Origin of the sequence: Leisingera sp. McT4-56 (assembly GCF_020514995.1) — a bacterium.
Taxonomy (GTDB): Bacteria; Pseudomonadota; Alphaproteobacteria; order Rhodobacterales; family Rhodobacteraceae; genus Leisingera; species Leisingera aquaemixtae_A.
The window spans coordinates 1-4,404 of the sequence record NZ_JAJALF010000049.1 but is presented as its reverse complement, the minus strand read 5'-3'; the positions used below and the strand labels follow the sequence as shown (position 1 = coordinate 4,404).

General features: G+C 65.6%; 4 protein-coding genes. 3 read left to right on the top strand and 1 reads right to left on the bottom strand.

Translation table 11 applies throughout. The features are described 5' to 3' along the window. Positions 1 to 54: 54 nt before the first annotated feature. Positions 55 to 357, bottom strand: coding sequence for a cation-transporting P-type ATPase (locus LHL23_RS23230; RefSeq protein ID WP_226431730.1), 303 nt, complete (start codon positions 355 to 357; stop codon positions 55 to 57). A gap of 250 nt (positions 358 to 607) precedes the next feature. Between LHL23_RS23230 and repA the strand changes: the two genes are divergently transcribed. The 3 genes from repA (at position 608) to repC (ending at position 4,237) form a co-directional block, all read left to right on the top strand. Continuing rightward, complete coding sequence (gene repA, locus LHL23_RS23225; RefSeq protein WP_226431729.1) at positions 608 to 1,795, top strand: plasmid partitioning protein RepA; 1,188 nt, start codon at positions 608 to 610, stop codon at positions 1,793 to 1,795. Next, positions 1,792 to 2,811, top strand: a complete 1,020-nt coding sequence (gene repB / locus LHL23_RS23220) for a plasmid partitioning protein RepB (RefSeq protein ID WP_226431728.1) — start codon at positions 1,792 to 1,794, stop codon at positions 2,809 to 2,811. Before repA ends, repB begins: the two co-directional genes overlap by 4 nt. 172 nt (positions 2,812 to 2,983) lie before the next feature. Next, a complete protein-coding gene (gene repC, locus LHL23_RS23215) occupies positions 2,984 to 4,237 on the top strand; it encodes a plasmid replication protein RepC (RefSeq protein WP_226431727.1) in 1,254 nt (417 codons plus the stop codon). Positions 4,238 to 4,404 lie beyond the last annotated feature (167 nt).

Genomic DNA, 4,404 nt, shown 5'->3' with positions numbered 1-4,404 from the left:
TCCCCTCCGGCCTGCATTTTAGGGCCAAACCGGCCCGCCCCCTCTTGATCCGGCTCAAGCCCGGAACAGGCTGCCCGCCAGATAGGCCACCGCAGCGGCGCAGGAGCCGATCAGCAGCGTCTCCAGCCCGATCGCCAGCGTGTCCGCATACTCGCCCAGCGTGAAGGCGATGATCCCGGCGGCAATCAGGATCAGCACCAGAAAATTGCTGAACTGGCGCAGGAACACTTTCAGCGGCCCGGTGCGCCGGCCCCGCGGCAGCTCGTTCCAGCCAAAGGTCCGCCGCGCCGCCTCCGCCTGCTGCCGCGTCAGCCCGCAAAGCGGCCCGCCGCCGCGCTCCTCAACAGGCTCTCCCATGCTCTGCCCTCCGCTGCCCGGATGCGCCCGCCGCACCGCCGTGACGGCCAACCGTACCTGCCAACTATAGAAAACACTTGCACGAATCCCGCTCTTTGGCCAATAGTCACGGAAAAGAGGCGGCAAACGCCAAATTCCGTGAACACGGGCCGGGCAGGACACACGGTCGGATGCATCCGCACAGCACCGCCCCCGGACCAAACCGCGGAGCATAAAGGCAGAGCGGCGCAGATGGCAGGCACAAGGGCAGATGGATCATACATACACACCTGAGGATCTCAATGCGGTGATCCGGCAGCATTCCGAATGGATTGCGGCGCAGCTGCACGCGCAGCGCGAAAGCCTGTTCCCGCCGAATGCCTCCAAGACCATGCGCAAATTCACCTCCGGCGAGGCCGCGGCCCTGCTCGGCGTGAATGATTCCTACCTGCGCAAGCTGCATCTGGACGGCAAGGGCCCCTCGCCCGAGCTCACTGCCGGCAACCGCCGCCAGTACTCCGCCGAGGACATCCAGGAACTGCGCGAACTGCTGGAGAAAACCGCCCGCAAGCCCGGCGACTACCTGCCCGGCCGCCGCGAAGATGATCACATGCAGATCATCGGCGTGATGAATTTCAAGGGCGGCTCCGGCAAGACCACCACCTCCGCCCACCTCGCGCAGCGCCTGGCGCTCAAGGGCTACCGGGTGCTGGCGATCGACCTTGATCCGCAGGCCTCGCTGACGGCGCTGCACGGCGTCCAGCCGGAGTTCGACCTCAAGGACGGCGGCACGCTTTACGATGCCATCCGCTATGACGACCCGGCGCCGATCACCTCGGTGATCCGCAAGACCTACATCCCCAACCTCGACCTCATCCCCGGCAACCTCGAACTGATGGAGTTCGAGCACGACACCCCCCGGGCGCTGGCCCAGGGCAGCGCCGGATTGTTCTTCTTCCGGGTCAAAGAGGCTCTGACACAGGTCGATTCCGACTATGACGTGGTGGTGATCGACTGCCCGCCGCAGCTCGGCTTTCTGACCATGTCGGCGCTGTCCGCCGCCACCGGCGTGCTGGTGACGATCCACCCGGAAATGCTCGACGTGATGTCGATGTCGCAATTCCTGCGCATGACCGCCGACCTGATGGACGTGATCGCCCAGTCCGGCGCCGACATGAGCCACGACTGGATGCGCTACCTGCTCACCCGCTACGAGCCGTCGGACGCGCCGCAGAACCGCATCGTCGCCTTCCTGCGCACCATGTACGGCGACAAGGTGCTGAACGCGCCGATGCTGAAATCCACCGCGATTTCCGATGCCGGCCTCACCAAGCAGACCCTGTACGAGGTCGAACGCAGCGCCTTCACCCGCTCCACCTATGACCGTGCGGTCGAAAGCCTGAACGCGGTCAACGACGAAATCAGCCAGCTCATTCAGGAAACCTGGGGGCGCACATGACCAGCAGCAAGAAATCCCGCCTCTCGATGCTCGACAGCCTGGCCGCGGCCGGCGCGCCGGTGGCCTCCCCTGCCCCGGCGGCGTCGATGATGTCCAGCAACCGCGCCCTGCGCTCCGCCCGCGACGCGGTGGATTCGCACCGGGTCTGGGATCTGGAGCCGCACCAGATCGAGGACACCAGGATTCACGACCGGCTCGACCCGGAAGACGTCCTCGACCTGCGCGACGCGATCGAGGCAAACGGCCAGACCGTGCCGATCCTGGTGCGCCGCCATCCCTCTGAGGCCGACCGCTACCTGCTGGTCTACGGCCGCCGCCGGCTGGAGGCGATCCGCTCCTCGGACAAGGTAACCAAGGTCCGGGCGCTGGTCGCCAATCTGGATGAGGACGCCGCCGTGCGCGCCCAGATTTCGGAAAACATGGCCCGGCGCGACCTGTCCTTCATCGAAAAAGCGCTGTTCGCGCAGGAGCTGGTGGAAAACGGCTTCGGCAACCAGTCGCAGGTCGCCGAAGTGCTGACCGTCACCAAATCCTCCGTCTCCATGGCCATCGCCATTGCCGAGGCCATCGGAGGCGACCTGATTCGCGCCATCGGCCCGGCCCAGGGCATCGGCCGCCCGCGCTGGGATGCGCTGGCCAAGGCAATCTCGGAAACCGGCGCCGACCGTGACGCGCTCATCCGCATTGCCGAGAAGGAATACACCAATTTCGCCGTCGATTCGGTGACCGAAGGCTCAGACGCCGCGCCCGCCGACCCCTCGGTGCTGGCGTTTGAGGCGGTTTTCAAGGCCGCGGTCCCCTCCCCTGCCCCGCAGAAGGGCACGCGGGAGCGAAAGGCCCGGACGCTGGCGCAGCCGCTGACCGTCGGCGGCCGCCGCAGCGGCACCCTGCGGCGCACCGCCAAGGGGGTGAGTCTTGAACTCCCCGGCGGCGGCTTTGCCGACTGGCTGGAGTCCGAGGCCCAAGCACTGATCGAAGAGCTTCACGCGCGCTGGCAGTCGCGCGGCGAAGGTTAATATATAACAATAACTTAGGAGGCACAGAGCAGGCAAAAAAGAAGGCCCCGCAAAACCGAAGCTCCACGAGACCAACTTGTTTCTAGCACCCTCAAGTTAGTGGCCGGAGCCTGAAACCGCAAGTCGAAAGCGATTCGCGGGCCGCTCTTTTTTTGTCTTTCGTGATGATGACATGGGATATATGCCCCTCACGCCTTTTGGGCGAACGGTGGATGCTGTCCTGCTGAAACATCAGCAGGCCGCCGCCGGCCACTCCCCTATGCACAGCGCCGTCAGCAAATGGGACGCCCTGCGCGAGCTTGCCGCCGCGCGCAAGACCCACGGCCTCAGCGACCGCGACCTCTCGGTGCTGCAGGCGCTGCTCAGCTTCCTGCCCGGCAAGGAGATCAACCCGGAGCCCGGCGCGACCGTGGTGCATCCCTCCAACCGGGCGATCTGCGAACGGCTGAACGGCATGCCAAACTCCACCATGCGCCGCCACATGGCCAAGCTGGTTGCCGCGGGCATCCTGATCCGCCGCGACAGCCCCAACGGCAAACGCTACGTGCGCCGTTATCAGGGCGAACGGGTGGCCTACGGGTTCGACCTCTCCCCCCTCGCCCGCCGCTTCGCCGAATTCGCGGACGCGGCTGAAGCCGAGCGCGCCCTGGAGGCCCGCATCAAGCAGCTGCGCGAGACCGTCAGCCTGATGCGCCGCGACCTCCTGAACCTGGCGCTCCTCGGCGCGGCAGAGCGTCCTGAACTCTCCGTCTGGGACCAGTTCCACGACCTCGCCCATCTGACCGCCCGCGCCCTGCGCCGCAAGCTGGGCCTGGCGGAACTTGCAGAGATCCAGGCCCGTCTCGCCGCTGCACTGGACGACACTAAACAGCATTTAGAGCCTGCAATTTCAGAAGATCCGGGCACCAGCGGCGCTCAAAATGAGCACCACTATCAGAATTCAAAGAAAGACTCTTTTGAATCTGAACAGGCCGTTAAGGCAGCGCACGCACCGGAAACGGAATCGAAAGACGAAACAGGGTATGCTGAGAAACCTTCAGCCGAAAGGCCAGCGCACCGAGAAACACCGCCCCAGCCGCCTGAGGCCCCTGCCCCCAGCGGCCCAAGCCTGCCGCTCCGCCTGATCCTCTCCGCCTGCGGCGAGATTCACGGCTATGCCGATGGCGCCATCCGCCACTGGACCGATCTTCTGCGCGCCGCTGACACCGTGCGCCCGATGATGGGGATTTCCGCGGCCGTCTGGGAAGAAGCCAAAACCGCCATGGGCGCGGCAGAGGCCGCAACCGTGGTCGCCGCGATGCTCGAGCGGTTCTCCGATATCCGCTCCCCCGGCGGATACCTCCGGCATCTCAGCGCTAAGGCCAGGACCGAGAACTTCTCCAGCGCCCCGATGGTCATGGCCCTCGCCCGCAAGGCCGCGGCGTAGAAGTTCACAGCTGTGAACTCTCCCCCTTTCCCGGGTGATCAGGATCAACCCTGGGGCCGCGGGTTTGGGGTATGCTGAACCACGGGAGTCGCAAGATGCGTGCCATGGTGTTCCGCAAAGCAGGTGAGCCGCTCCGGCTGGAGCACATTGCCCGGCCGGACCCGGGG

Excerpts from the sequence above, each read along its gene's own strand:
- repA (WP_226431729.1), top strand. The coding sequence starts at position 608 with ATGGATCATACATACACACCTGAGGATCTCAATGCGGTGATCCGGCAG.
- LHL23_RS23230 (WP_226431730.1), bottom strand. The coding sequence starts at position 357 with ATGGGAGAGCCTGTTGAGGAGCGCGGCGGCGGGCCGCTTTGCGGGCTG.
- repC (WP_226431727.1), top strand. The coding sequence starts at position 2,984 with ATGGGATATATGCCCCTCACGCCTTTTGGGCGAACGGTGGATGCTGTC.
- repB (WP_226431728.1), top strand. The coding sequence starts at position 1,792 with ATGACCAGCAGCAAGAAATCCCGCCTCTCGATGCTCGACAGCCTGGCC.